The sequence below is a fragment of the Acinetobacter sp. YH12046 genome, assembly GCF_013419905.1.
GTDB lineage: Bacteria > Pseudomonadota > Gammaproteobacteria > Pseudomonadales > Moraxellaceae > Acinetobacter.
Genome location: NZ_VOZF01000001.1, coordinates 1 through 25,827 on the forward strand (window position 1 = coordinate 1; position 25,827 = coordinate 25,827).

Below are 25,827 nucleotides of genomic sequence, written 5' to 3' on the forward strand. Positions count from 1 at the left end.
GTCCGGTGCTTTACAAGCCTGAACGATCTGCTGTTTAAATTCAGCACTGTATGTTCTTCGTTTTTTCGCAAGAGATGCGATGGATGTCTGATGATTTGTAGTCATAAATTTTAGTCCCCACTTGTTTTTAAGTGGGGACTAAATTAAGGCTTATAGGATGAATTCATAAGGTGTGTTCAGCGGACGCTTACTGTAGCACTTCGAATTCATTGACTGAATCATGATCGGAAATCATAACTTCCATTCAGGTAATATCCATTTTTTAATTTAAATTTTATTTTAATAATCAATTAATTATAATAAAAAAATGAGCCAAAAATAATTTAACCCGGGTTCTACATCCTGTAAAACCCGGGTTAATGAGGTTGTGCTTTCATATGTTATAATTGCTTCTTCGTTGTTGTGATTTCCCTTTCAGCATCATTTCCATGATGTTTTCATTCAGCTTCGTCTTCCTTATGAGAATATCCTTTCTCGACTCCCTGTGCTGATGAGCTTAGAATACGTGGATTCCTCTGTACTGCCCATTCGCAAGAAGCGGAAACTGCTGTAAGCAATATCGTACACTTTTCAGCTAAAACTATAAGAATTTCTCCTTATTCTTATAAGCCATCGCAATCTTATCAGTGACCTTTTTCTCTTCTTTCTCTGCCTTTTCAATTCCTTCCTGAATGGCTTCTTTGGCTTCCTGATCATCCTGGTCCGTTTCTTCCAGCTCTTCCTGATGATGCTCAAATACCCGCCCAGTTTGTAATACCAGATAAACCGGAAAGTGATCTGACCCGACATGTTTTAAACGCTCCATATGCACCAGGGCAAAATCGGTGCTGTGAAACACATGGTCAAGCGACCAGCGTAATAAAGGATAATCGGCATGGAAGGTATTTACATAGCGTCGACCGACACGTGGATCCAGCAAACCGCTGATACGCTGGAATAAACGTGTCGTGCGTGACCAGGCCACATCATTCAAATCTCCCATCACAATGCAGCTTTCATCCAGATCCTTAATCTGATCCCCTACAATCAGCAGTTCTGCATCACGTAAGGTTGAATCTTTAGCTTCAGTTGGACTTGGCGGTTTCGGATGCAGACAATAAAGCTGTACCGGCTGTCCGGAACGTAACATGACCTTGGTATGAATCGAGGGAATTTCATCACTCAGAATAAATTTAACCTCGGTTTCACTCAGCTCAAGTTTGCTGTACAGATGCATGCCATACAGATTATCCAAAGGTACGGGCACCCGATAGGGATAATCTGGCTCAATGACAGCCAATGCATCCTGCCATGCCTGATCGGTTTCCAACGTTAAGACCAAGTCTGGCTGATGGGTCTGGATCTGTTCAATCAGTAAATGATATTTAGTATTGGTGGTCAGAACATTTGAAACAATCAGGGAAATCTGACGATCCGGATCCAGCTGATCCTGCTTGACCTGCTTGACCTGTTTTTTCCAAACAAAGGTATAAGGCAAGACCATTTTCAGCTGATACGCCAAAGCAGCGATCAGGCCGACAAAAAGCAGCTGATTGAAGGCCGTCCATGGGTGATCGACCAGGAGAAAAAGAACAAAGGCAATGAAGCCCAAAACCAGAATCTGTAAACGTGGAAAATCTGCACCACGAATCCACCATTCATCTCGGGGAATCAGCGACCAGAAACTTAACCAGATGACCACGATTGCCATGATCTGGATAAACCCTACCATAAGATACACTCTTTACTAAGTTATTATTTTTTCTAAAAGAAAAATTGCTTTATCAATTTTGTATGTATCATAAAGCAGATATTTCGCTCAAGAATATTGATGTTTTGATTGTGTAGCTCTTGCAGTCACGTCCCTTTTTGATACACTCGAATCCCTTTTGATTTTTTAACGCACCGAGGCAAAGTGACATGAAAGTAGGTCTGGTCGGTTGGCGCGGGATGGTGGGTTCCGTCCTTATGCAACGTATGGTTGAAGAGAATGATTTTGCTCATTTTGAGCCATTCTATTTTTCTACCAGTAATGCGGGTGGTGAAGCTCCGGCATTTGGTGGTAAGACTGCCCCAGCACTTATGGATGCAACAGACATTAACAGTCTGAAGCAAATGGATGTCATTATTACCTGTCAAGGTGGCGATTACACCACTGAAGTTTTCCCAAAAATCAAAGCTGAAGGCTGGGATGGCTACTGGATTGATGCAGCATCTACCCTGCGTATGGATGATGAAGCAATCATCGTACTTGATCCGGTGAACATGCATGTGATCAAAGACGGTCTGGTCAAAGGCACCAAAACTTTCGTGGGCGGTAACTGTACTGTTTCCCTGATGTTGATGGGCTTAGGTGGTCTATTCCAGAACAATCTGGTGGAATGGGCAACTTCAATGACTTATCAGGCAGCTTCTGGTGCTGGCGCGCAAAACATGCGTGAGCTGATTACTGGTATGGGTTATTTATATAACAATACCAAAGACTTGCTGGATGATCCACGTTCTCCAATTCTGGACATTGATTCTAAAATTGCTGAATTGCAACGTGGTGAAGGCTTCCCATCTGCAAACTTCGGTGTACCTTTAGCAGGTTCTCTAATTCCATACATCGACAAGCAGCTGGAAAGCGGCCAGTCTAAAGAAGAATGGAAAGGTCAGGCTGAAACCAACAAGATTCTAGGTAACCAGCAGATCGTACCGATTGATGGCCATTGTGTACGTATCGGCGCAATGCGTTGTCACTCTCAGGCATTAACCCTGAAACTTCGCAAAGACGTTCCACTGGATGAGATCGAAGATATCATTGCAAATGCAAATGACTGGTCTAAAGTTGTGCCAAACACTCGTGAAGCATCAATGACTGATCTGACTCCTGTTGCAGTGACTGGCACATTAACTGTACCTGTTGGTCGTCTGCGTAAACTGAACATGGGTAAAGAATACCTAGGTGCATTCACAGTAGGTGACCAGTTACTTTGGGGTGCTGCAGAACCTTTACGTCGTATGCTGCGCATCTTGATTGACTATAAAAACTCTTAAGTTTCCGTCAGGAAATAAAGCATGAAGCCGATCTTTATTGATCGGCTTTTTTGTGTAACTATTGCGTAAGTATTTTACAAAAAACAAACATCCCGTTAATCTATAATTTTCGCTATGCGATAATGACTGAGCTCACAGATGACTGTATATAACAAATTAAAGCTTGCCATTTTAGCCATTGTTGCTTCACAAAATATCTATGCGATTAATGTAGATTCGGTACAAATCCAGTCTGCACCTGGGGAATTGCTTTATGCGGAAATGAATTTCCGTCAATCAGATATTAACTTGCCCATTGAGGTAAGTTTAGCCTCGCCAGAAGACCTGATTTCTATGGGTGCATCGCATCAGCCACCGGGTCATTTAAATTTTTTCACCCGTCGCAACAGTAATGGTACTGGGGTTATTACCATTACCTCGTCGCGCCCGGTCACTGATCGTGAATTAAATATCATTGTAAAAATCAAGGAAGGCAATGCAGCACGCCTACAGCATATCCGTACTGCATTAAGACCTAAAACTGATTTGTTACAGGCCAGCCTGAAACAGACTGAACAGCCCCTCGCGCCTGTCGTAGTCGTGAGTGAAAAAGATATTGCCCTGAACTTACCGGTGAGTACGCGCTATACCAATGCCTCATCCAAACCAGCCACCTCGTTTGTGGCAGAAAAACCGTTAGCCTTACAAAACACAGCACCTCCTGCATTATCAGCCAGCTCGATTCCTAAAACAGCGATAGCTGCTGTGACCCATGAGCCGACATCGAGTATTGCAGCTCAAGTCGCAAGCCCAACAAAACTTAATACCGAAACTGCGGTAGCAGCGACAAGTCATAGTTCACAGCAGGCTAGTACTGTAAACACTACGCCAGTAAATACTCCATCCAAAGCAGTCAACACAGCGGTGACTCAAGCAGATGCAACGCCCAACTTCCAGGCTGCAGCGACAAAAGTTCAGGCTGAAACAAAACCAGCTGAAGTTGCAGTAGATCCAACAAATAAAAATGCAGCCTCAGCGCAAGTTTCTGCACCGACAAGCACTGAAAACCAGATGGTGTCCAGTGATCCACTTGTCAAAAAATATGCAGAACAACAGGCTCGCAAGCAGGCGGCATCCAGCACTGCACAGGACAAACCAAATTTAGCGACTAAAACTCAGGCACAGCCGGCAGCCATCAAACAAAGCACCTCAACCCAGATCAAGCCGACGTATGTAGTACAGTCAAATGAGTCGCTTTGGGGCATTGCTTCCAGGATTGCCAATGAACAGCAGCGTCCAGTGAGTGAGGTCATGCAGCAAATCAAACGTGAGAATGAACATGCTTTTATTGGAGGCGATGCCAACCGCTTGCGTAAAGGTGCAGCGCTTAATTTAGCGACCATTCATACTGCGAAAACTCCGATCCAGGCCGCAGCGATTAAGTCCACTCAAGTACCCTCCAAACCTGCTGCAAAAACCAAATATCGCCTGAATGAGGCTGAAATGAGCCTGGTTGCCGAGAATCAGCGTGATTCCGGCCAGGTTTCTGCCAACTCAAACACAAAAGAAAATCGAACTTCGAAAGAGTTGTCATTAAAAGTTATGACAGCCCGTGAAAAAACCGTTAAATTACAGAGAAACGTAACTGAACTAGAATTGGCACTCAATCAGAAGGATCACAGAATTCAATTATTAAATGCTCGTCTTGCCCAGCTGCAACAACAGCTTAAAGCACAACAGGCAGATAAAAAGCCAATTAATTAAAAAGTTACACATGACGATTTATTGGGATAGGCGAACTTAATGACTCTATCCCCAAGGGGTAAAACATGCTGATTTATGTGATTCCATTAGTGATATTGATCATCGTATTAATTGTCATAAAAAAACGACAAGATGCTCAAGAATCAGATAAAGCAAAAACTAAAACTGTAAAAGCGAAAAAACCTGGCGCTGCGTCAAAATCCACTTCCCAAAGAACCAAAGTGGTCGAGCCAGCCGGAGTCGTTAAAAAATCAGCAACGCCTCTATCAGCAGAGACACGCAAGAAAATTGAAGGTCTGATTCAGGAACGTAATTTCTTTGCAGCCGAAGCGCAAATCAATCAGGCACTGAATCGCGATAATTCTCAACATGAGTTGTATTTACTGCTACTCGACATTCATATCCTGCAAAAAGATGAATTTGCGATTTCACAGCTGATTAACCATGTTCGCTCTCTGGAACTGGAAGATATTCTGGCTCAGGCTGAGGTCAAAAAGCGTGAGTTTGAAAACTCTTCGGTCGCTGTTCAGGATACTATTGATTTCCCAAGTGCTCAGCCACAAACCCCTCCTGTACAGGAAAGCAAACCTTCTACAGATGCCTTTGCAGACCTGGTTGCCGCCCCCGCTTCAAACGAACAGGCATTTGATGCATTACAACAGGAACTGCAACCGAGTAAACCAGCTGCTGTAGCGGAACCAGTACCTGATATCCAACCCTTAGAGTTCAACTTTGAACCGAAGATTCCAGCGGCTGAGCCAGTAAAAACGGAAGAAGTTCCGCCTGTATCAGATAATTCAGTTGAATTTGATCTTCAGATGAATACTGCTGAAACCCAGACTGCTCCAACAGCAGCAACTGAGTCAGCACCGGTTCTGGATTTTAAGCTTGAGCTTGAACCATCTATATCCTTAAAAACAGAATCAGCGCCTGCAACAACAGAAGAAATCCAGCCTTTAGATTTCTCTTTCTCTTTAGACACTCCAATACCTGCAGCAGAAAAAACAGCCGAACCTGTGACTGAGTTTGACCTGTCTAGCCTCGATATTGCAACGCCTGCAACTGAAACGCCTGCTGCGACTGAAACATCTGGATTAGATTTTAAACTTGATAATGTCGAAGCTGTAAAAGAGGCTCCTGTTTCTACAGGGGTGAATTTTGAGATTCCGACAGCGCCTGTGACTTCAACAACCGATCAACATGATCCATTGGTGCAGTCCTTCCCGGAACTGATGGAAGTTAATGAAGCGGACCTTAACCTGGAGCTGGCACAGCAATATATCCAGTTAGGCGCTTATGCAGCTGCCCGTGAAGTCATAGCTGAACGTGAAGCTGAATATACAGCAGCACAACGTCAGCAAGCCGATCAGTTGCTGAATCAAATCGCATCTTAATCAATTTCCCTTTACACTAAAGCAGTCACATTTGGCTGCTTTTTTTATGATGAAAGATATTGCACTGATTTATATGGGCGGCACCTTTGGCTGTGTCGGTGATCCGCTCGCCCCTATGTCTGCCGATTTATTTATTCCAAAACTGGAACAGCTACTTACAGATCAACCGTTCATTCAGTATTACTGCGCTCCTGTGATTAAGGACAGTAGTGCCTGTATTGCTACAGACTGGTTAGAACTGGTGCAATTTATCCAAAATCTGCAATCTGAACAGCAGATACAACATTTTGTGATTATTCACGGGACAGATACCCTGAGCTATGCCAGCGCAGTATTGGCACATTTTATGGGGAATTCGGCTCATATTGTGCTGACTGGCAGCCAGTATCCCCTCCTGAATGCTGAAGGCGATGCGCAACGCGAATTTAGCGATGCCATGGACAATCTGAGCTTTGCGCTCTCTTCAGTAACTCAGTGTAATGCAGGTGTTTATCTGGCTTTTCATCAGCAACTGATTCATGCTCAAACTGCCTTAAAGCAACATACCACTGAGCTGAATGCCTTTACTGGTCTGGATGCGCATATCGCTATTCAGGCCAACCAGCAAAGTCATCAGGTTACAGCAGACGATATTGCCAAAGCTCTGGATTTTAACTGTATGAGCTTGATGATGCAGCCGATCGATTTAGTTCAACAGTTCAATAATCTGAAAAATATTTTGGCCTATCCTCCGCATTTTCTATTCCTGCAAGGCTTTGGAACCGGCAATCTGGCCGTCAATCCAGAGATCGTAGATTTTATCAATCAGCTCTATGCCAAAGGCTGTATCTCGGTCTTAACTACTCAAGTGCCTTTCGGTGCCACCGATCAGCGTTATGCCATTGCTGAATGGGTGCATGATTGCAAAATTCTACTCAATGAAAGTTATGGCCATGCTGATCTTTATGCAAAAGCCCTAAAAATGTATTTACAATATGACACGGTAGAGCAATGGCATGCCCATTGGTACGATTAGTCAGGTTTTGAGGTCATTATGCAGCGTTTTGCGGTGGGAATTGAGTTTTGTGGAACGAATTATCGAGGTTGGCAGACTCAACAACCGGGCGTAATCAGTGTTCAGGAAACCATCGAGAAGGTTCTCAGTAAAATTGCCGATGAACCGATTATTCTGCATGGTGCAGGCCGAACCGATGCCGGCGTGCATGCGACCAATATGGTCGCACATTTTGATACCCATGCCTTGCGTTCTGAACGAGGCTGGTTAATGGGCTCAAATAGCCAGTTACCTAAGGATATCTCAATCCAATGGATCAAGGAGATGGATGATGGCTTCCATGCACGCTTTAAAGCACAGGCACGCCGTTATCGTTATATTGTCTATAACCATCCGGTACGCCCTGCCTTGCTGCATAAACAGGTCACGCATATTTACTATCCACTTGATGTCGAGAAAATGATTGAGGCAGCTGCAAAATTTGAAGGCACGCATAACTTTGAGAGTTTCCGTGCAGCAGCCTGCCAGTCCAATCAGCCGGTACGTCATGTCCGTCATTGCCGCCTGATCCAGCATGGGCCTTATCTGATTCTAGATATTCAGGCGGATGGCTTCCTGCATCATATGGTGCGAAATATCATGGGCTGTTTACTGGAAATTGGTCAAGGCATGTATGAGGTTGACCATATTGACCATATTTTTGCAGCAGAAGATCGTAAAGCAGCTGGCGTTACCGCACCACCGGATGGTCTGTATTTTATTCAGGCTGAATATCCAGAACATTTTGACCTACCCAAAGTACCTTTGGGTCCATACTGGTTAAATATGCCGGAATAAGCTAATTATTTTTAATTTTTAAATCCCTCCTAACCTCCCTTTGAAAAAGGGAGGAACTCTCCTCCTGAGCAAAGCTTAAGCACTGCTTTAAGCTGAAGCGCAAGAAAGGAGGGACTTAAGATGGTAATTAACGCTGCTTCCGCTTGCGATATTCCACTGGCGTTTCATTGGTCCAGCGTTTAAAAGCACGGTAGAAGGTACTTGGCTCCGAGAATCCAGTCAGATAAACAATACGCTCCACACTTTCATTGGTACTCGCCAATAGACGTTTAGCCAGACGACAGCGATAATCAGACAGAATCTGCTGGAAACTGGTATTAGCCTCACTGAGCTGGGTACGTAAACGGCGTGGAGTAATATTCAGTTGAGCGGCTACAGTTTCTAGCGTTGTTTCACCACTTTCTAAAGTAGAGCCAATAGCCCGACGCACTTCCCCGACTAAATCGTAACGAGCCAGTTCCTGTAATTTTTCAATTGCCAGCTGTTCATGTAGCTGCAACAGTTCCGGCTCTGCCTGCCAAAGCGGGAAATCCAGAATACTGGGATCAAAATACAAACGGGTTTCTTTCTGGCCCAGACTTACCGGACATTCATAAACCCGGAAATATTCTTCATCTGCCGCGCCTTTGGAAAAATTGAAATCGATATAGATCGGTTCAAAACGGCCTTCAGTAATAAATTTAAAGAAACGCAACACACCTGACATCGCACATTCGGTAAAGTGACGATTGACCAGACTTTCAGCAAAAGGCTGTTCACCATTGGTCAGATAGCAGCGATCATCTTCGACCACCAGCTTGGCATGAAAGGCATCACTGATCAGACGCTGATAAGCCAGTGCACGTTTCAAGCCTTCACCAAAATTCTCTGATGAAATAAACAGATGCTCAATCACCTGTCCGCGATAGAGCGGCAAATGTTCACCCAGATGCAATCCGATATCCGGGTCCTTACTGACCTCTTCTGCGGCAACCCAGAAGGCATACTGAGCACTGAGCGGAGTACGGTCATTGGTCTCCACCTGATTTAAAGCGACTCCTGCTTTCGTCAGAAGTTCTTCTGTTGGCAAACCTGCACGACGAATCGCCTGATAGCCTAAACGCAATACGACTGATGCATCCGTTAGCTGACTCACTCAAAAACCTTCCTTGTATGTACTTCATTTATACTTAAAAAGATTGAAATTAGATTAACTGTGATTGACCAAACTGACAACAGATACCACACGCTTTTTAGTTAAAAAGTTTAAACTCACACTTCGCTTATTTTTACTGACAGATGATCAGTCTAACGCCCGTTACACCTTGTGTTTTGCGAAAAAATTGACTATAATTTGCGCCTTTCCAATTTATTCATTCAGGTAGGCTATGGCCAATAAAGAGGAACTCATCGAGTTCGAAGGCGTTGTCACCGAGACGCTTCCTAATACTATGTTCCGTGTACGTTTAGAAAACGGTCACGAAGTAATTGCCCATATTTCTGGTAAAATGCGTAAACACTATATTCGTATTTTGACTGGCGATAGCGTGAAGGTCGAAATGACTCCTTATGATTTGACTAAGGGTCGTATCACATACCGTGCGCGCTAAGTTTTAGCGGAAGCAAAAGCCACTCATCCAGTGGCTTTTTTATTGTCTTTTCTTTTATATCAATTCCCCTGCACATTCCCTATACTGCATTCGAAGATAATAATTTCTATTTTTCCTCTAATAAAAACAGTGAATCATTCATGCAAAAAATCTTGCTTTCTCTGATCCTAGGAATCAGCCTGACTGCCTGCGCCACTACCAATTCGACAAAATTACGACAAATAGATCAGCAGTTATAGCAATATATCGGCCAATCTGCAGAGTCGATTCGCAAGGATCTGGATTTAACTGCACTCGGTTTTAAGACCTCAAAAGCACCTGTACAAACGGAAAAACGTCTGAGTTATACCGTACTTCGCACCATTGAACTTCCGCTGGGAACACCGGCCATTCAGCAAAGTGTCAGTATAGGTGCCCCTGTACGACTCGCAACTGCACCCGGCCCGGGTTATCAGGTTGAAATGCCCTGTCAGATTCATTTTCAGCTAGAACAAGGGATTGCTCAATCCGTGCAATATAGCGGACGTGCCTGTTAAGACTTATTTTTGCGTTTTATTCATTTTAAAGTGGATATAAGAGCGTTCTAAGTTGTCTTGAATTTGACAGCTACAGCTAACTGCCTGATTGATCCTGTCTTGCCTAATAATAAATTACAACAGTTCCTCTCACACTTTGCTACTACACTGTTTTTAAGCGTTCCTTGAGTAGGAGTGATGTGATGTTGTTAAGCAAAGGTACTTCTCTGGTATTGGGCTTGAGCATCCTGTTGCTCGGTCTGTCAGGGTGTGCACAAACACCTACGATCAGCCAGACTGACCGTGAAACTTATTTACAGCAATTTATTGGGCAGAGTAGCCAGTATATTGATCGCAATTTAGATCTGAAACGTTTGGGTTATCAGCAAATCAGTGAACCTGAGCTCAGCTCCCAACAGCTCAGCTATGTCGTGGAACGTCCTGTGACCGTTCCCTTACCGATTGCCCAGTTTCCGGCAGCAGGTACTGGCACAGTTCCGGTTCCAGTCACTGTGAGTCCTGCATCAGGTTATGATGTGAATTTGCAATGCAAGATTACCTTTTTGCTCAAAGACAATATTGCAACTTCTGTCAGCCTTTCGGGTCGAACCTGTTAATCAAAATCAGTCGTAAAAAACGCAGCTCAAGGCTGCGTTTTTTACGTGGAACTAATGTGTAACTTAGTTCAATGCAGTTACCACTGCCTGACCCATTTCCACAGTACCCACTTTAGTCATGCCTTCAGACATGATGTCAGCAGTACGCAGACCTTGGTCTAAAACATTACCTACCGCATCTTCAATCGCTTTAGCTGCAGCTTCTTCACGGAAGGTATAACGCAGCATCATGGCTACCGACAGAATGGTTGCCAATGGGTTTGCCAGGTTTTGACCTGCGATATCTGGTGCAGAACCATGGCAAGGTTCATACATACCCTTACCATTTTCATCCAATGATGCTGATGGCAACATACCGATTGAACCAGTCAGCATTGCAGCTTCATCAGACAGGATGTCACCGAACAGGTTAGACGTTACGATCACGTCAAACTGTTTAGGCGCACGTACTAATTGCATCGCAGCATTGTCTACATACATATGAGACAGGTTAATGTCCGGATATTGCTCTTCTTTCAGTGCAGTCACGGTCTGTTTCCAAAGCTCAGTCACTTCAAGTACGTTGGCTTTATCGACTGAACATACTTTACCGCCACGCAGACCAGCAAGTTCGAACGCAACTTTGGCAATACGTTTGATTTCAGACTCTGCATAAACGTCAGTGTTGAAACCTTGTTTTTCGCCATTTTCCAGTTCACGGATCCCGCGTGGTTGACCGAAGTAAATACCACCAGTCAATTCACGTACGATCAGAATATCCAGACCAGAGACAATTTCCGGTTTCAAACTAGAGGCATCAGCCAATTGTGGATAAAGAATCGCTGGACGTAAGTTCGCAAACAGATTCAACTCACTACGTAGTTTTAACAGGCCACGTTCTGGACGGATTGAACGCTCAATCGTATCCCATTTTGGACCGCCTACAGCACCGAGCAGAATTGCATCTGCTTTTTTCGCCTGTTCAGACGTTACGTCTGGATAAGGTGAACCGTGTGCATCAATCGCAGCACCGCCTAAAAGACCTTGTTCCCATGTTAAACCCAGATTGAATTTTTCATTAACTCGTGTAAGCACCTGTTCTGCGGCTTTTACAATCTCAGGGCCAATACCGTCACCAGCTAAAATCAAAATTTGTTTAGACATGAGCTTTTCCATTTATAAGGTCAGGCATCCACCTGACTAGGTTAAATTTTTTTTTCTACAAACTCTGCAATGCCATTGATGACATTATAAGGTTTGCAAAAACGACGAATCACTTTCTGCTCTTGCAACAGGTCCACACACAATGGATCAGGTGCAGAGGCATTTAATAAACTGGTGCTACGTGCATTTCGGTCACGGAACATTTTCAGGGTATAGCGTTTATTCGCATTAAACTGCTGGAACAGATGCAAGGTTTCGGCCTTATCCTTGCTAATCGGATAGAAACGCACCACCAGTTCATGCTGCCCTTCCGGCACAGATAAATAAATTGGATTATCCTGTTTCAGGTTTTTGGCCTGCAAACGAACCAGACGCTGATCCAGCGCTTCTGGGCTGATTCGCTTGGTGGCCTCATCCACAATCATGGTCCGATTTAAACGTTCAAACTGACAATCCGGTGTGCCTGCACAATAAATCAAGGCATTGGATTTGCTTTCTGCATCTTCTTTGGCGTGTTTAAGTTTGAAGGTATCAATGCTCTGACACGCGGTCATCAGCACTGATACTGCACTTAGAGCAAGCCACTGTTTCCAATACGTTGCCATGATGTCTGTATTAACCTATCAAAAAAAATTAATAATCTTCTGATATTAGCAAGGCCTTCGCAGTCATGCCATGACAATTTTTGCTGTTTTATGAATGAATTTCAGCAAATACCCATGGGCGTGATTGTTTGGTTTTTTCTTCGTAGGCACGAATATCATCTGCTGCCTGCAAAGTTAAGCCAATATCATCCAAACCATTTAACAAACAATGCTTACGGAATGGGTCCACTTCAAACTTGAAACTTTCGCCATTTGGTGTACGAACTTCCTGCGCTTCCAGATCAATCGTTAACTGATAACCTTCAGCTGCTGCACATTCCTTAAATAACCGATCAACCGTTTCTTCCGGCAAAATTACCGGCAACATGCCATTTTTAAAACAGTTATTAAAGAAAATATCAGCAAAGCTTGGCGCAATCACAGTACGGAAACCGTATTCATTCAATGCCCACGGCGCATGCTCACGGCTTGAACCGCAACCGAAGTTAGCACGAGAAATTAAGATGGATGCACCTTGATAACGTGGCTGGTTTAACACGAAGTCCGGGTTAATCGGACGAACCGAGTTATCCTGACCCGGATAACCTTCATCCAAATAACGCAATTCATCAAACAGGTTTTCACCGAAACCGGTACGTTTGATCGATTTCAAAAACTGTTTTGGAATAATTAAATCTGTATCGACATTGGCACGGTCTAAGGGTGCAACAATACCTTGTTCAACGGTATAAGCTTTCATATTTCTGCTCCTGCGTACCAATTAAAATGAACGGACATCAACAAAGTGACCGGCAATCGCTGCCGCCGCCGCCATGGCTGGACTCACCAAGTGGGTACGACCGCCATTACCCTGACGACCTTCAAAGTTACGGTTTGAAGTTGAGGCACAATGTTCGCCTGGCTGCAACTTGTCAGCATTCATTGCCAAGCACATAGAACAGCCTGGTTCACGCCATTCAAAACCAGCTTCGATAAAGACTTTGTCCAAACCTTCAGATTCTGCCTGCTGTTTCACTAAACCCGAACCCGGAACGACCATGGCCTGCTTAATGCTAGAAGCCACTTTACGGCCTTTGATTACTTCAGCCGCAGCACGAATATCTTCGATACGTGAGTTGGTGCAAGAACCGATGAATACACGGTCTAACTGAATATCTGCTAAAGGCTGACCTGCAGTTAAGCCCATATATTGATAAGCACGGTTCCAGTCATTGCGCTGTACATCATCTTTGGCCTGTTCCAAAGTTGGAACCGCTTGAGACACCGGAATCACCATCTCAGGAGAAGTCCCCCAAGACACTTGCGGTTCAATCTCTTCACCTTGTAACACTACAACTGTATCGAAGTGAGCACCTTCGTCGGAGTGCAAAGTATTCCAGTACGCAACCGCCTGATCCCATTGCTCGCCTTTCGGTGCATATGGACGGTCTTTAACATACTCAATGGTTTTTTCATCGACTGCGACCATACCGACACGTGCACCCGCTTCGATTGCCATGTTACACACGGTCATACGGCCTTCAATCGACATGTCACGGAACACCTGACCACCAAATTCAATCGCGTGACCTGTACCGCCTGCAGTTCCGATTTTACCGATAATGGCTAAAACCACATCTTTCGGTGTTACGCCTTGACCCAATTTACCGTCAACGCGTACCAACATATTTTTCATTTTCTTCTGAACCAGGCATTGGGTTGCCAATACATGTTCAACTTCTGATGTTCCAATCCCGTGTGCCAAGCAGCCAAATGCACCATGTGTTGCAGTATGTGAGTCACCACATACAACGGTCATACCTGGCAAGGTTAAGCCTTGCTCAGGACCAACAACGTGCGCGATGCCTTGACGAATATCGTTAATATCAAATTCAACAATATCGAACGTCTTACAGTTATCATCCAAGGTTTGTACCTGGATACGTGAAGTATCATCTTCAATCCCAGCCACGCCCTGCTCACGCTCTTTTTTAGAGGTCGGTACGTTATGGTCAGGTGTCGCAATATTGGCACTTAAACGCCATGGCTTACGGCCAGCAAGTTGCAAGCCTTCAAAGGCTTGTGGCGAAGTCACTTCATGCAATAAATGACGGTCGATATAAAGTAGAGCTGAACCATCATCTCGTTGTTTTACTAAATGGTCATCCCATAACTTATCGTATAATGTTTTTGCTGTTTGGGTCTCGCCTGCCATGTCGATGTGCTCCACTGGACTGGGTAAATTCTTTCGCTAATTTTGATTATATCGCTGCATTCACATAAATCTAATTTATCATTTTTATTAGTTAAAAAACTTTTTGGAATCTTTTAAAACTTAAATTAAATCATGGTTTAGCTCTCTTTTTATAAATCTAATTTTCCGATCTTTTTATTAAAAATATTCGTTTTTACAAATTAAATGAGAATTATTATTATTTCCTCATCGGCACAGATCATTTGTTTTGAGGAAGATCCACATGGCACATATTCAACGTTTCGTAGACAACAATCAGCGCATGTTCAAAAAGACATTTAGCTATTACATCATGCACATCACTGTCGCGATGTTAGTGGGCTATTTTGTCACAGGCAGTTTAACCATGGCGATTGCCTTGAGTTTATTAGAACCGACTGTACAGGCAGTTGCTTTCTTCTTCCACGAGAAAATCTGGGAAGCAAAAAGCCAGCAACAGGATGAGGAAATCACCGCATAATTTTTTGTCGATCTTCCTCTTTGAGCCACCTACCCTCGGTGGCTTTTTTTATGACATAAAATAAAACATTTAAAAATGTGTATTAATTCAACATTAAACCAATAGTTCTATATTTTTACTTTGATTTATTCTTAAATTATTACAATAATAAACTTAAGCATAAAAAAACTTTATAGGTGATCAAGATGAATCTCGCAGCTTTTGAAGCCTTTGTAAAAGTCATGGAAACAGGTTCGATTTCTTTGGCTGCAGATCAGCTTTTTATTACCCAACCGGCTGTTACCAAACGTATTCACAGTCTGGAAGAATATTTTGGGGTGAAATTATTTGAATCTGCGGGCCGTGGTGTTCAGGCCACTCATGCGGCACATTCCCTGCTGCCTAAGGTAAAAAACTGGCTGAACGAGTTGGGTGATATTCACTACACCCTGAGTCATGAACAAGGTCAGGTCCAAGGCAAACTGAAAATTGGCACCAGCCATCATATTGGCCTGCATCATTTACCGAGCCATCTGCGTGAATATGTACAGCAATATCCAAATGTGACGCTAGATGTACATTTTGTAGATTCTGAACAGGCGCATGAACAGGTCATTGCTGGTGATCTGGAACTGGCTTTCCTGACCTTGCCACCGCATGGTGATGAACGCCTAAAATATGTCACTATCTGGAATGATCCTCTGGTTTTTGTGGTCGCACCATTCCATCCACTGGCTCAGCAAAAAAACCTGTCTCTTGAAGATCTGGTGAATTACCCAAGCCTGCTGCCTTCTGCGCAGACCTATACTACGCAGATTACGATGGCCGAGTTTGAAAAGCAGGGCATCAAGCCGAAAACGACCATGAGCAATAACCCGCTTGAATCCATCCGGATGCTGGTTTCGATTGGTTTAGGCTGGTCAGTCTTGCCCAAAACCCTGGTCAACCATGACCTGCAAGAACTGGATCTGAATCTGGAAATGAACCGTCAGCTCGGTATGGTCTGGCATCCGGGTCGTACTCAATCGAAGGCGGCTGAAGCATTGGTTCAACTGATGCAAGGCCCGTCAATTTAAAATTAATTTTCACATTTCTCTGCTGCATCGATATCGATGCAGCATTTTGTTACCTAAATACATCGCATCAGTTGCTTCCTTTCAAGTACTTTTAAAAGTATCAAATTCATTTTCCTGAAGATGAAAAATTAAAACGTATTCAAGGAAGCACAGAATGCAGATCAAATCTTCTGATTCCAAAACTTTATTATCTTCTTCTCATGACCTGCTCGAAGAAATGGGTTTATGGAAACCGCTTAAACCAACGCTACACCCGACTCCCAACCTTGATTTTGAAGATGAACCGACAGCGCGTGCCGTATTACGTGATTATTTTCTAAATACCTTTGACACCTATGAGCAACTGTTTGACTGTCTGAAAAATGAAGAAGCCTTTTATGACAAACCGATTGCCTTACGTCATCCACTGATCTTTTATTTTGGTCATACTGCCACTTTTTTTATCAATAAGCTGTTGCTGGCTCAACTGATCCCGGAACGTTTAAATCCGCATCTGGAAAGTATCTTCGCGATTGGTGTAGATGAAATGAGCTGGGATGATCTGGATGAACAGAACTATCACTGGCCTAGCATTCAAGCGGTACGTGATTACCGGCATCAGGTGCGTGCCCTGGTCTTGAAAGTGATAGAACATGCGCCGCTACAACTTCCACTGAACTGGCACAATCCCTGGTGGACCATCATCATGGGCATTGAGCATGAACGGATTCATCTGGAAACCTCTTCAGTTTTAATTCGCCAGCATCAGTTACGTTATGTACAGAATCATCCGCAGTGGCGTGCCAATGTCATTACCGGTATTGCGCCTGAAAATAGTCTGATAAAGGTACCCGCAGGTCAGGTCAATTTACATAAAAATTTCGAACATGCTTTTTATGGCTGGGACAATGAATACGGCCACCATCATGCCGAAATTGCAGAATTCGAAGCCTCTAAATATCTGGTGTCCAATCAGGAGTTTTTAGCCTTTGTTGAAGCAGAAGGTTATCAGACAGCTGACTACTGGACTGAAGAGGGCCAGCAATGGTTAGCATTTTCTCAAGCCACACATCCTACCTTCTGGGTCAAAACGGAACTGGGTTGGTCCTTAAGACTGATGCTGGAAGAAGTTCCAATGCCTTGGGACTGGCCAGTCGAAGTGAATTATCATGAAGCCAAAGCTTTCTGTAACTGGAAATCAACACAGACCGGAGAATCCATTCGTCTGCCCACTGAGGATGAATGGTATCGATTGTATGCAGTTTCAGGACTGGATCCAAAATTACCAAGCCCTGAGCAAGCCAATATTGAATTAAAATATGGCCCTAACTCTTTTCCGGTGGATCATTTTCAGCATGGCGATTTTTATGATGTTCAGGGCAATGTCTGGCAATGGACCGAGACCCCGATTTATCCTTTCGAAGGCTTTCAAGTCCATCCTTTCTATGATGATTTTAGTACCCCAACCTTCGATGGCCAACATCATCTGATTAAAGGCGGTTCCTGGATTTCAGCCGGTAATGAAGCCCAGCACAGTTCACGCTATGCGTTCCGGCGACATTTTTTCCAGCATGCCGGTTTTCGCTATGTTGCCGCGGAAGAGACATCACCGCAGTTTCACTCTCAATATGAAAGTGATCAGCTGATTTCCCAATATCTGGAATTCCAGTATGGGGCGGAATATTTTGCTGTTCCAAACTTTGCCCAAAGCCTCATTCAACTGGCCCGTCCTTATTTTCAAAACATTCCGTGTCATAAAGCGCTGGATATCGGTTGTGCCACCGGACGCGCCAGCTTTGAACTGGCCCAAGATTTTGATCAGGTCACAGGTTTAGACTTTTCAGCCCGTTTTATTCAGCAAGGTGTGGTGCTGGCGCAAGGAGAGACCCTGCGCTATAGCATTCCTGTTGAAGGTGAACTGGTGGAATATAAATCCTGCTCACTGGCAGAACTTGGACTTGAACAGGTTGCCAATAAGGTCGAGTTTTATCAGGGCGATGCCTGCAACCTGAAACCGCAGCTTAAAGATTATGATTTTATTCTGGCAGCTAACCTGATTGATCGTCTGCATCATCCTAAAGCTTTTCTAAGTGAGATTCATAATCGCCTGAATATAGGCGGCATTTTGATGCTGGCCTCACCTTATACCTGGCTGGAAGAACATACAGCACGCAGTGAATGGATCGGCGGATTTAAGCAGGCGGGAGAAAACCTGAGTACCTTAGAGGGCATCAAAGCTTTACTTAGTCCACATTTTAAAATGCTGGACGAACCTGTGGATGTGCCTTTTGTGATTCGGGAAACAGCGCGTAAATATCAACATACCCTGTCCCAAATAACTTTATGGAAAAGGGTACGATAATTCCAAAATGAAAAAGCCAATCAGTTGATTGGCTTTTTGTTCGCTATTCCATCCCACTGGTAGCATCTTCATGCAGAGATTCATTAAGCTGATCCACCACAATGGCCCATTCTCCATCTGAAGCAATTTTTTCAGCCAGGAACTGGCGCTGTGCATCTGACCAATACGGCGCCTCCATCAGGTTTACATCTTTGGGTAATTGATGCTCATGAATAAATTGGGCAATCCCTTCTGCACTCGAATCCAGACCTAACTGTGCAAATAGATGAGTCATACGTGGTCTAACTTGGGTCATTTTCATTACCTCAGCGCTTGCTATCGTTATTGTCGACTTGCTTTATTTATTCTGAGCATAGCATGTTTATTCAGCAACGGGCATGTCAAAAAGTACCCTATTCTGCTTATAAAAAAGCACAACCGAAGTTGTGCCTGATTAAATCAAAAGAATTGCTTAAATCGACCAGTCCTGAATTTCCCAGCCCTGTTCTTTGGCCAATGCTTCCAGACGATCATCCGGATTTACGGCAATGGCATGATCGGCATATTCCAGCAGAAAACGGTCATTGATTGAATCTGAATAGGCCCAAGACTCGGTCACGTCACGACCTGCCAGCCATTGTTCCAGACGGGTCAGTTTACCTTGTTGATAGCAGGCAATATTGGTCACCTTACCGGTATATTTACCATCAACGACTTCAGCATTGGTGGCAATAATTTCAGTAATCCCAAACTCACGGAAAATCGGTGCAGTAATAAAGTCCGAAGTTGCAGTAATGCCTACAATTTCATGCCCTGCATCTTTATGGCGCTGAATCGCTTTAAAACCTTCCGGACGCATCTGGGGGCGAATGACTTTTTGCATGAACAGTTGATGTAATTCGGTCAGATAATCATGGTCATGTTGGGTCAAAAACTGGAACACAAATTCATTATAGGCATAGGGATCCAGTTGACCCTTTTTATAGTCCTCATAGAACTTGTCATTCATGGCGCGGTGATGAACGGGATCCACCAGGCCTTCATTGACCAGGAATTCCCCCCAGGAATGATCCGAATCGGTGTTTAACAGGGTGTGATCGAGATCAAATAGCGCCAATTTCATGAAAATACTCGTAAAAACTGAAATTTAAGAAAAAAATTGTAAATCTATCTCCGCTAGTCGATAGAAATTCGTTAAGATCATAGCAATTTTAACATTTTTAAACTTTGCTTTTTTTCGAGTTGGATAAAGAAATAATATTCCCCGAAAGCAAAGGCATAAATTAAACAATTTTAGGTAGCCAAATGATCGACTCAGAAGGTTTCCGACCGAATGTCGGGATCATTTTGGCAAACGATGCTGGACAGGTTTTATGGGCAAAACGCATTGGTCATAATGCATGGCAATTTCCACAAGGAGGTATCCAATATGGAGAAACCCCTGAGCAGGCACTTTATCGTGAGCTGAGAGAAGAAGTTGGCTTACTGCCTGAACACGTCCAGATTATCGCGCAGACCAAAGGATGGTTGCGTTATCGTTTGCCGTATCGATACATTCGCACGGATTCAGATCCGGTATGTATCGGTCAAAAACAGAAGTGGTTTTTACTCAAACTGACGGCGCCCGTACAGAACATTCAACTTGATCTGTCCGATCCGCCCGAATTTGATCAATGGCAATGGGTCAGTTACTGGTATCCATTAGGCCAAGTGGTGAATTTTAAACGCGATGTTTATCGCAAGGCCATGATTGAACTCTGTCAGCAATTACCACAACAAAAACCTTAAAAAAATCGCGTGCATGTGCAGATTTTTTGCTCGGCTATTGTTATAAATAAACTAAATTACCGGACTTCTAAAAAAATACGGAGCAGCTCCCATGTCGAATATGCAACTGGATACCCTGAGACGCATTGTCCAAGAGATTAATGCGTCTACCAGTTTGCATGAATCACTCGATATCATGGTCAATCAGGTCGCTCAGGCCATGCATGTGGATGTCTGCTCCATTTATCTGCTCGATGAACGCAACCAGCGCTATCTATTGATGGCATCTAAAGGCCTGAAGCCTGAAGCTGTCGGTCATGTGTCTCTACATACCGGTGAAGGTCTGGTTGGTCTGGTGGGTCAGCGTGAGGAAATCGTTAACCTCGACAATGCCCCTAAGCATGATCGTTTCCTGTATTTACCGGAAACGGGCGAAGAAATTTATAATTCCTTTCTGGGCGTTCCGGTCATGTACCGCCGTAAGGTCATGGGCGTACTGGTGGTCCAAAATAAAGAATCCCAGGATTTTAGTGAAGCGGCTGAATCGTTCCTGGTTACGCTATGTGCCCAGCTTTCGGGCGTAATCGCTCACGCCCATGCAGTCGGCAATATTGATGTATTCCGCAAGCCAAATAATTTACCGGCATATAAAACCTTCCAGGGCGTATCGGGTTCTGGTGGTATCGCACTTGGCCGCGCCATTGTGCTTTATCCACCTGCAGATCTGGGCGCTGTTCCGGATCGTGAAGCAGATGATATTAGCGAAGAACTGGCTTTGCTGGATAATGCTTTAAATTCGGTACGTGAAGAAATTCAGTTCCTGGATGACAAGATGCAGGATGCGCTGATGGCCGAAGAGCGTGCCCTGTTCAGTGTGTTCCTGCGTATGCTGGATGAAAATGCCCTGCCATCTGAAATTAAAGCACTGATTCGTGATGGTCACTGGGCACAAGGCGCAGTTCGCATCGTGATTGATAACCATGTGGCGCAGTTTGCCCAGATGGAAGATGATTACCTGCGTGAACGTGTCGCTGATCTGAAAGACCTAGGTCGCCGTATTCTGGCCAAGTTGCAGGAAGCCGATGAAAGCCATCGCGAACTGACCGATGAAAGCATCCTGATTGGTGAAGAAATTTCAACGGCTGCACTGGTGGAACTGCCTGTTGATAAGATTGCAGCAATTGTCACCACTGAAGGTGCCATGAATTCACACATGGTGATTGTGGCACGCGCGCTGGGTATTCCGACTGTCGTGGGTGTGACCGAACTGCCAATCAACACCTTGGATGACGTCGAGATGATTGTCGATGCACATCAGGGCCGCATCTTTATTAATCCACCACGCCGTTTGCGTACCCGTTATAAAGAAATTCAGAAAGAAGAAGAACAGATTGCCAAAGATCTACGTCAATACGAGACCAAAGATGCAATTACACCGGATGGGACTGCTGTACGTCTGTTTGTAAATACCGGCTTGATGATTGACGTGGTTCGTGGTGTACAGCGTGGTGCCAAAGGTGTTGGCCTGTACCGTTCTGAAATTCCCTTCATGTTGCGTGACCGCTTCCCGGGTGAAGAGGAACAACGTGCCATTTACCGGCAGCAGCTCAGTCACTTTGCCAATAAACCGGTGGTGATGCGAACACTGGATATTGGTGCAGACAAAGACCTGCCATATTTCTCGATTGAGGAAGAAAATTCAGCATTGGGCTGGCGCGGTATCCGCTTCACCCTGGATCATCCTGAAATCTTCTCTTCTCAGATTCGTGCCATGCTAAAAGCCAGTATCGGCCTGAATAATCTGCATATCCTGTTGCCAATGGTCACCAGCGTCAGTGAAGTTGAAGAAGCACTGTATCTGTTAGAACGTGATCATCATGCCGTTCAGGAAGAAGAACAGGTCAAAATTACCAAGCCGCAAATCGGGATTATGGTGGAAGTACCAAGCGTACTGCATCAGATTGATGAGTTTTCTGAACTGGTCGATTTCTTTTCGGTCGGTTCTAACGATTTGACTCAATATTTACTTGCCGTAGACCGGAATAATCCGCGTGTGGCCAACGTTTATTCACATTTGCACCCAGCCATTCTGCGCGCCCTGACCCGCTTGGTAGAAGACTGTCACCGTAATAACAAACCGATCAGTATCTGTGGTGAAATGGCTGGTGATCCTCTATCGGCCGTACTATTAATGGCCATGGGATTCAATACCCTGTCCATGAGTTCCAGTAATATATTGAGAGTCCGAAAAACGATCTGTCATGTACCGATGCCTGATGCACAGGAATTACTCAAACATGTACTAAAACTGGACAATCCACTCATGGTAAAAAGCTGGATGGAGCATTATTTTAGAACACATGGTTTAGGAGATATGGTGAAATCCACCACCCGTATGGTCAGCGCTTAAGGAGGAACTTTTCCAGGTTCCTCTGCATCAGTCGAGGTACTTATGGAATTTGTGCTTATCCTGCTTATGCTGGCTGCAGCGTTTTATTTTATTATTGTTGCACCAGCCTTACGTTCGCAAAAATCCAGATATACATCTTCTCGTGATCGTAATAACATCAGCTCCAGTCACCAGTATATCCGTGAAAGTGAACGTCCTAAAGCCTGTCCCTTATGGGGAATTGAAATTTCTCGTACCCAGCAACGGCGTTTAGGCAAGAATGATCCATCGGTCATTGCCGCAAAACTGTATCGGCAACAGCTAGGAAAATTTGCCAGTTTTCAACAGACCCGGCCTATGGCTGAGGCTGATCCAAATAGATCTTCGAGTTCTGCGACCCTGCCCCGTTTTTTTCAAAATATGTTTCCCGAAGAAGCTTCTTCAACTACCCGACAAAACTCACCACATTCTTCGAAAAGAAATTCATCTTTTAACTATACCCGCCAGAATCCCTTAAAGTCAGCTCCTGTCCAAAACAGACCTACTTCTTCCTGGCCGCCCTAAGCCGCCCATAAAAAAGGGCGATCATCTTGTTGATATCGCCCTTGTTTGTGCTTGGTATAACCACGTTTTGCATTTTTCTTCCGGTCTACAAAAACCTGGCTTTTATTGACTTCATGCATATGTTTGGCCACGAAGTTTGGCATGACTGCCTCTACAGCTTTTTTCTTTGCCATCTTGCTCTCTGTTTAATTTGGACTAAGGAAATGATCCGCTCGGGATGTGAAATGATTATAAGGGCGACTGGCCAATTTTCAAGCAGATCAGGACTTAAATATTTTCCAGAAAATAGATAATTTGGTAGATATTCTTGCTGTAAAAATCAGAAAATTGTGAGCAAGAGAATGCTGATTTAACTACCTGTTTAATCTTTATATTTTAATCTTAAATCTAGCTACTTTAAAAATATTTATATAATTAATAACTTACTCAACAATTTATAAAAAATAAAAGAAATATTGAAGCATTTTTCTGACTTAGAGAAGACATCTTAAATTCTGATTTTCTTATTTAATCATTTTAAACTGAGTGAAAAATTTGCATATTTTAACATTGTCACATTTCTAGAAATATCTTATGTTCAAATTAGATTATTTATTTTCAATGACTTAATTTTTATTCATTTAGGCAGTATTTTCTGAAGTTACAGAAAAACCAAACTTATTGCCAAAACACCCAATTCAACAACTCACTTAATTAAAAATCTGTTGGAAATAAAGCCCCTAATGTTATTCCTGCGCTTATAGATGATTTTTTTGAATGCTGGAATAACGAATAAAATTCTCAACGCTTGGAGAGAAATATGAGCCAAGATATGAAAAAGTGCCCTGTCACCCATCTGACTACTGAAGCTGGCGCACCTGTAGTCGACAACCAGAACAGTATGACGGCAGGTAGCCGTGGCCCATTGCTGGCCCAAGATTTATGGCTGAATGAAAAACTGGCTAACTTTGTTCGTGAAGTGATTCCTGAGCGCCGTATGCACGCAAAAGGTTCAGGTGCATTTGGTACCTTTACCGTAACCAATGACATTACTGAATATACCCGTGCAAAAATTTTCTCGGAAGTCGGTAAAAAAACCGAACTCTTTGCCCGTTTTTCGACCGTCGCTGGTGAACGCGGTGCAGCTGATGCAGAACGTGATATTCGTGGTTTTGCCCTGAAGTTCTATACTGAAGAAGGTAACTGGGACCTAGTCGGTAACAATACACCGGTATTCTTCCTGCGTGATCCACGCAAATTCCCTGACTTAAACAAAGCAGTAAAACGTGATCCGAAAACCAATAAGCGTAGCGCCACCAATAACTGGGATTTCTGGACTTTATTGCCGGAAGCTCTACATCAGGTCACCATTGTGATGTCGGATCGTGGGATTCCAGCCGGCTATCGTCATATGCACGGTTTCGGCAGTCATACCTACAGTTTTATCAATGCCCAAAATGAACGCTTTTGGGTAAAATTCCATATGCGTACCCAGCAAGGTATCAAGAATCTGACTGATGCTGAGGCAGCAGAGTTGATTGCTAAAGACCGTGAAAGCAGTCAAACCGACCTGTTTGATGCGATTGAACGTGGCGATTATCCGAAATGGAAAATGTACGTTCAGATCATGCCTGAAACAGATGCCGAGAAAGTGCCTTATCATCCGTTTGACCTGACCAAAGTCTGGCCGAAAGGTGATTATCCACTAATTGAAGTAGGTGAATTCGAACTCAACCGTAATCCGGAAAACTATTTCCAGGACGTAGAACAAGCCGCTTTTGCGCCAAGCAATCTGGTACCAGGTATCAGCTATTCACCGGATCGCATGCTACAGGCACGTTTGGTCAATTATGCTGATGCAGCGCGTTACCGTGTAGGTGTGAATCATGCCCAGATTCCGGTCAATGCCGCACGTTGCCCGGTACATTCAAATCACCGTGATGGTTTGGGCCGTATGGATGGCAACTATGGTTCATTGCCGCATTATGAGCCGAACAGTTTCAGCCAGTGGCAGGAACAGCCAGAATTCAGAGAGCCCCCCCTCAAAATCATGGGTGATGCAGATTTCTGGGATTATCGCAAAGATGATAATGACTACTTCAGCCAGCCACGTGCCCTGTTCAACCTGATGAATGATGAGCAGAAACAGGCTCTATTTAATAATACCGCAGCCGCAATGGGTGATGCGCTTGATTTCATCAAGTACCGTCATATCCGTAACTGTTATGCCTGTGATCCCGCCTATGGTGAAGGTATTGCTCAAGCTCTTGGGATGAGCGTAGCTGATGCCCAGATGGCTCGAGCAACTGATCCAGCTAAAGGCCTACCAAGCTTTCTCTAAGTTTTTTAGCTTGAACTGAGCGAATAAAAAACCACCCGAGGGTGGTTTTTTATTGGTGTTAAATTAAAGCATTAGGAATATGAATTGCAGTTCATTTCAGGTCATGTGTTTGACGGTCACGGATTTCAAAAAGGTTCTTCTACCGGTACCCAGATCTTTTTCATATCCATCAGATTCACGAAGAAATCATTGCTCAACATACCCACCCGATCAGTCAGTATGCCATGCTTGTTTCCACCACGATTGGCACCTGTACCCTTCAGC

General features: G+C 44.0%; 23 protein-coding genes and 1 pseudogene. 14 read left to right on the forward strand and 10 right to left on the reverse strand.

From position 1 onward, the window contains the following. Window positions 1–580: 580 nt before the first annotated feature. Window positions 581–1,711, reverse strand: coding sequence for an endonuclease/exonuclease/phosphatase family protein (locus FTU03_RS00005; RefSeq protein ID WP_179992827.1), 1,131 nt, complete (start codon window positions 1,709–1,711; stop codon window positions 581–583). A gap of 188 nt (window positions 1,712–1,899) precedes the next feature. Between FTU03_RS00005 and asd the strand changes: the two genes are divergently transcribed. The 5 genes from asd (at window position 1,900) to truA (ending at window position 7,986) form a co-directional block, all read left to right on the forward strand. After that, a complete protein-coding gene (gene asd, locus FTU03_RS00010) occupies window positions 1,900–3,018 on the forward strand; it encodes an aspartate-semialdehyde dehydrogenase (RefSeq protein ID WP_004781864.1) in 1,119 nt (372 codons plus the stop codon). A gap of 138 nt (window positions 3,019–3,156) precedes the next feature. Beyond that, the gene (locus FTU03_RS00015; protein ID WP_179992828.1) at window positions 3,157–4,761 is read left to right on the forward strand and encodes a hypothetical protein; all 1,605 of its coding nucleotides are present in this window, start codon (window positions 3,157–3,159) and stop codon (window positions 4,759–4,761) included. Window positions 4,762–4,826: 65 nt separating this feature from the next. Beyond that, window positions 4,827–6,155 carry a fimbrial protein FimV gene (locus tag FTU03_RS00020; RefSeq protein ID WP_179992829.1) on the forward strand — a complete coding sequence of 443 codons (1,329 nt, stop codon included), beginning with the start codon at window positions 4,827–4,829 and terminating at the stop codon, window positions 6,153–6,155. Between the two features lie 46 nt (window positions 6,156–6,201). Continuing rightward, window positions 6,202–7,170 (forward strand): asparaginase domain-containing protein, encoded by a 969-nt coding sequence (locus tag FTU03_RS00025; protein WP_179992830.1) that lies wholly within the window; start codon window positions 6,202–6,204, stop codon window positions 7,168–7,170. Window positions 7,171–7,188: 18 nt separating this feature from the next. Continuing rightward, entirely contained in the window at window positions 7,189–7,986 is a 798-nt protein-coding gene (truA, locus tag FTU03_RS00030) for a tRNA pseudouridine(38-40) synthase TruA (RefSeq protein ID WP_179992831.1), read from the forward strand. A gap of 127 nt (window positions 7,987–8,113) precedes the next feature. Here truA and FTU03_RS00035 read toward each other — a convergent pair whose 3' ends face one another. Next, on the reverse strand, window positions 8,114–9,121 hold the full coding sequence (locus tag FTU03_RS00035; protein WP_004781856.1) for an AraC family transcriptional regulator: 1,008 nt from the start codon (window positions 9,119–9,121) through the stop codon (window positions 8,114–8,116). 232 nt (window positions 9,122–9,353) lie between these two features. Here FTU03_RS00035 and infA point away from each other — a divergent pair, with 232 nt between their 5' ends. After that, window positions 9,354–9,575 (forward strand): translation initiation factor IF-1, encoded by a 222-nt coding sequence (infA, locus tag FTU03_RS00040; protein WP_001284370.1) that lies wholly within the window; start codon window positions 9,354–9,356, stop codon window positions 9,573–9,575. Window positions 9,576–10,293: 718 nt separating this feature from the next. Next, a complete protein-coding gene (locus FTU03_RS00045; RefSeq protein ID WP_159123639.1) occupies window positions 10,294–10,707 on the forward strand; it encodes a hypothetical protein in 414 nt (137 codons plus the stop codon). A gap of 63 nt (window positions 10,708–10,770) precedes the next feature. On the opposite strand, the gene leuB is transcribed toward FTU03_RS00045, so the two are convergent. From leuB to leuC, 4 genes are all read right to left on the reverse strand, one after another. After that, complete coding sequence (leuB, locus tag FTU03_RS00050) at window positions 10,771–11,850, reverse strand: 3-isopropylmalate dehydrogenase (protein ID WP_004781852.1); 1,080 nt, start codon at window positions 11,848–11,850, stop codon at window positions 10,771–10,773. Window positions 11,851–11,891: 41 nt separating this feature from the next. After that, window positions 11,892–12,455 carry a hypothetical protein gene (locus tag FTU03_RS00055; protein ID WP_179992832.1) on the reverse strand — a complete coding sequence of 188 codons (564 nt, stop codon included), beginning with the start codon at window positions 12,453–12,455 and terminating at the stop codon, window positions 11,892–11,894. 88 nt (window positions 12,456–12,543) lie between these two features. Continuing rightward, window positions 12,544–13,194, reverse strand: coding sequence for a 3-isopropylmalate dehydratase small subunit (gene leuD / locus FTU03_RS00060; protein ID WP_034702382.1), 651 nt, complete (start codon window positions 13,192–13,194; stop codon window positions 12,544–12,546). Window positions 13,195–13,215: 21 nt separating this feature from the next. Beyond that, the gene (gene leuC / locus FTU03_RS00065) at window positions 13,216–14,649 is read right to left on the reverse strand and encodes a 3-isopropylmalate dehydratase large subunit (RefSeq protein ID WP_004781848.1); all 1,434 of its coding nucleotides are present in this window, start codon (window positions 14,647–14,649) and stop codon (window positions 13,216–13,218) included. Window positions 14,650–14,911: 262 nt separating this feature from the next. Between leuC and FTU03_RS00070 the strand changes: the two genes are divergently transcribed. From FTU03_RS00070 to ovoA, 3 genes are all read left to right on the forward strand, one after another. Continuing rightward, complete coding sequence (locus FTU03_RS00070; RefSeq protein WP_159123642.1) at window positions 14,912–15,148, forward strand: DUF2061 domain-containing protein; 237 nt, start codon at window positions 14,912–14,914, stop codon at window positions 15,146–15,148. 185 nt (window positions 15,149–15,333) lie between these two features. Then, a complete protein-coding gene (locus tag FTU03_RS00075; protein ID WP_004781845.1) occupies window positions 15,334–16,203 on the forward strand; it encodes a LysR family transcriptional regulator in 870 nt (289 codons plus the stop codon). 217 nt (window positions 16,204–16,420) lie between these two features. Then, window positions 16,421–18,544 carry a 5-histidylcysteine sulfoxide synthase gene (gene ovoA, locus FTU03_RS00080; RefSeq protein ID WP_257225615.1) on the forward strand — a complete coding sequence of 708 codons (2,124 nt, stop codon included), beginning with the start codon at window positions 16,421–16,423 and terminating at the stop codon, window positions 18,542–18,544. Between the two features lie 43 nt (window positions 18,545–18,587). Here ovoA and FTU03_RS00085 read toward each other — a convergent pair whose 3' ends face one another. After that, window positions 18,588–18,839, reverse strand: coding sequence for a DUF2789 domain-containing protein (locus FTU03_RS00085; RefSeq protein ID WP_004781841.1), 252 nt, complete (start codon window positions 18,837–18,839; stop codon window positions 18,588–18,590). Window positions 18,840–18,995: 156 nt separating this feature from the next. Further along, window positions 18,996–19,646, reverse strand: coding sequence for an HAD family phosphatase (locus tag FTU03_RS00090; RefSeq protein WP_004781840.1), 651 nt, complete (start codon window positions 19,644–19,646; stop codon window positions 18,996–18,998). Window positions 19,647–19,828: 182 nt separating this feature from the next. Between FTU03_RS00090 and FTU03_RS00095 the strand changes: the two genes are divergently transcribed. The 3 genes from FTU03_RS00095 to FTU03_RS00105 all read left to right on the forward strand — a co-directional run bounded on the left by FTU03_RS00095 (window position 19,829) and on the right by FTU03_RS00105 (window position 23,243). Beyond that, window positions 19,829–20,311 carry an RNA pyrophosphohydrolase gene (locus FTU03_RS00095; RefSeq protein WP_004781838.1) on the forward strand — a complete coding sequence of 161 codons (483 nt, stop codon included), beginning with the start codon at window positions 19,829–19,831 and terminating at the stop codon, window positions 20,309–20,311. 91 nt (window positions 20,312–20,402) lie between these two features. Further along, window positions 20,403–22,700, forward strand: coding sequence for a phosphoenolpyruvate--protein phosphotransferase (gene ptsP, locus FTU03_RS00100; protein WP_179992834.1), 2,298 nt, complete (start codon window positions 20,403–20,405; stop codon window positions 22,698–22,700). 42 nt (window positions 22,701–22,742) lie between these two features. Beyond that, window positions 22,743–23,243, forward strand: a complete 501-nt coding sequence (locus FTU03_RS00105; RefSeq protein WP_179992835.1) for a hypothetical protein — start codon at window positions 22,743–22,745, stop codon at window positions 23,241–23,243. Here the strand turns inward: FTU03_RS00105 and FTU03_RS00110 are convergent. After that, window positions 23,240–23,416: a hypothetical protein gene (locus tag FTU03_RS00110; protein WP_004781833.1), complete on the reverse strand. Its 177-nt coding sequence runs from the start codon at window positions 23,414–23,416 to the stop codon at window positions 23,240–23,242. The genes FTU03_RS00105 and FTU03_RS00110 overlap by 4 nt on opposite strands. Window positions 23,417–24,042: 626 nt before the next feature. Between FTU03_RS00110 and FTU03_RS00115 the strand changes: the two genes are divergently transcribed. Beyond that, the gene (locus FTU03_RS00115; RefSeq protein WP_179992836.1) at window positions 24,043–25,563 is read left to right on the forward strand and encodes a catalase; all 1,521 of its coding nucleotides are present in this window, start codon (window positions 24,043–24,045) and stop codon (window positions 25,561–25,563) included. Window positions 25,564–25,706: 143 nt separating this feature from the next. Here FTU03_RS00115 and FTU03_RS00120 read toward each other — a convergent pair. Beyond that, window positions 25,707–25,826 (reverse strand): annotated as a pseudogene (locus FTU03_RS00120) (catalase-peroxidase 2); the annotation flags it as partial. Window position 25,827: the final 1 nt, after the last annotated feature.